The organism is Clostridium sp., from assembly GCF_040797585.1.
Lineage (GTDB): Bacteria > Bacillota > Clostridia > Clostridiales > Clostridiaceae > Clostridium_Z.
In genome coordinates this window covers 1-2,458 of record NZ_JBFNEO010000292.1, presented here as the reverse complement: position 1 = coordinate 2,458, position 2,458 = coordinate 1, and the positions used below count along the sequence as shown (strand labels likewise).

The 2,458-nt window shown below is 31.8% G+C and carries 2 protein-coding genes; both read left to right on the top strand.

Annotation, left to right across the window (positions count from 1 at the left end; translation table 11 throughout):
• Positions 1–544: 544 nt before the first annotated feature.
• Entirely contained in the window at positions 545–1,639 is a 1,095-nt protein-coding gene (locus AB2369_RS12900; RefSeq protein ID WP_367666880.1) for a BMP family protein, read from the top strand.
• A 64-nt stretch (positions 1,640–1,703) separates the two neighbouring features.
• On the top strand, positions 1,704–2,458 hold a 755-nt coding region (locus tag AB2369_RS12895; RefSeq protein WP_367666879.1), incomplete at its 3' end, for an ATP-binding cassette domain-containing protein.

Sequence of the window (2,458 nt, the reverse complement as noted above, 5' to 3'; positions counted from 1 at the left end):
GAAAAACACTATGAAAATGTTTGTTATTATATAAAAATATAATGGAATCCGAACTGAAAATTCTAATATAGAAGTAATATTCGGATTTTATATTTCCAAATTTGATTTCATTAAAAAAATTATTGATTTTAAGGTGAAGTTAAGTTTTTTAAAAAGTTATGAATATATGTAAACGCCTTAAAGTTAAGAGGTTTAGAAAAAGTACATATATTTTTTGAAATGAGATTATTGTAATAGTTTACATTAAATACGAAAGATATTGAATTTATGGACAAGTTTAGATAATTAATAGGTTCAAACTTATTTATAAATTTAAGTGCATACCATAAATTAAAGGCATATATCTTAAGGATAATCTTAATGTAAATAATTACATTAAATAAATTAGGTAACATATGATTAAAATAGTAATACTTAAGAGCAAACATTTTATATATGGTTACACTAAAATGTTACTTATAAGAATAGTGTATTTAAATCTCAAGAATCTAAGTTTATTCATTAAAACTTTAAAATATAAAAATTATTATGGGAGGTATATTTTATGAATAGAAAAAGATTAATAGCAGCTTTATCAGCAGTTGCAGTTGTTGCTACAGTTTTTGCAGGCTGTGGAACTAAGGATAAGGCTGATGGAGGATCTGCTACTACAGGAGCAAAGATTAAAGCAGGTCTTGTAACTGACCAAGGAGGAGTAAATGATGGATCCTTCAATGAGTCGGCAAACAGAGGAATAGAAAATGCAGCAAAGGAATTAGGTATAGAAAAATTAAATGCTATCGAATCTAAAACTGTTGATGCTTATGAGCCAAACCTAAAGACTATGGCAGGAACAGCAGACTTAACAGTTGGAGCAGGTTTCATGATGATTCAAGCTATGAGCAATGTATCAAAGCAACTTCCAGATAAGAAATTCTTATTAATAGATGCAGAGGTTGCTAATCCAAATGTTTTATCAGTTCTATTTAAAGAGCAGGAAGGATCTTTCCTAGCTGGAGTTATGGCAGGTAACCTTACAAAGACTAATAAAGTAGGATTTATCGGTGGAAAAGAAGGAGAGGTAATAAATAGATTTGAAGTTGGATTTATAGCTGGAGTTATGTCGGTAAATCCAGAGGCAGGTAAAGCTTTAATGCCAAAGGATGATAAGACACCAGGACAATTTGTAAAATATGTTGACTCTTTTGAAGATCAGCAAAAGGGAGTAGAGGCAGCTAAAATGCTTTATAGCCAAGGCGCTGATATAATCTACCATGCAGCAGGTGGAGTTGGTCTTGGAGTATTTAAAGCAGCCAAGGAAATGGGTAAATTTGCTATAGGAGTTGACTCAGACCAAGCAGTTACACCAAGTTCAAAATCTTACAGTGATGTAATATTATTCTCTATGGAAAAGAAAGTTGATTCTACTGTATTCAATACTTTAAAGGACTTAAAAGATGGAAAGTTTGATGGTGGTCAAGTTCATAACTTAGGAGTAAAAGATGGAGCAGTAGGAATAGCACCAACTCTTCATAAAAATGTAACTAAAGAAGCTCAAGATTTAGCTAAGAAGGCTGAAGAGATGATAAAGAGCGATAAGGTTGTTGTTCCAGCTACAAGAGCTGAATTATTAAACTTTAAAGCAGTAGAAATAAAATAGTATTTTAATCTATAGGCTAGATGGTCTCATCTAGCCTATATTTAAAATTGGAAGGAGAAAATCTATGGAGAAAGTTATTGAAATGAAGGGCGTTACTAAGGTGTTTCCAGGAATTATAGCAAATGATAACGTAGATTTTGACCTGAATAAAGGGGAGATCCATGTTCTTCTTGGAGAAAATGGAGCAGGTAAGACAACCCTTATGAATATATTGTATGGATTATATCAGCAAGAAGCTGGAGATATTTTCGTAAGTGGTAAAAAAGCTAATATGAAAACTCCTAAGGATGCTATAGCACTAGGAATAGGAATGGTTCACCAACACTTTATGCTTGTGCATAACTTTACTGTGGCACAGAATATGATTCTTGGATATGAGCCTAAGGTAGGACTTAAGGTAGATATAAAAAAGGCAATAAAGGATACCGAAGAACTATCAAAAAAATATGGATTTAATATAGATCCTAAAGCCGTTATAGAAGATATGACTGTTGGACAACAACAAAAGGTTGAAATATTAAAAGCTCTTTATAGAGGAGCAGATATACTTATACTAGACGAACCTACAGCGGTTCTAACGCCTCAAGAGATTGAAGAACTTAGAAAGATACTTAGAAACTTAGTTAAAGAGGGTAAATCTATCATACTAATAACTCATAAGCTTAAAGAGGTCATGAGTATGAGTGATAGGGTTACCATAATTAGAAGAGGTAAAAAAATAGATGTAGTTAATACAAAAGATACCAACATAGATAATTTAGCAGAAATGATGGTAGGTAGAAAAGTAAACTTAGTTGTAGATAAAGAAGAAAGTATAGC

Excerpts from the sequence above, each read along its gene's own strand:
- AB2369_RS12900 (WP_367666880.1), top strand. The coding sequence starts at position 545 with ATGAATAGAAAAAGATTAATAGCAGCTTTATCAGCAGTTGCAGTTGTT.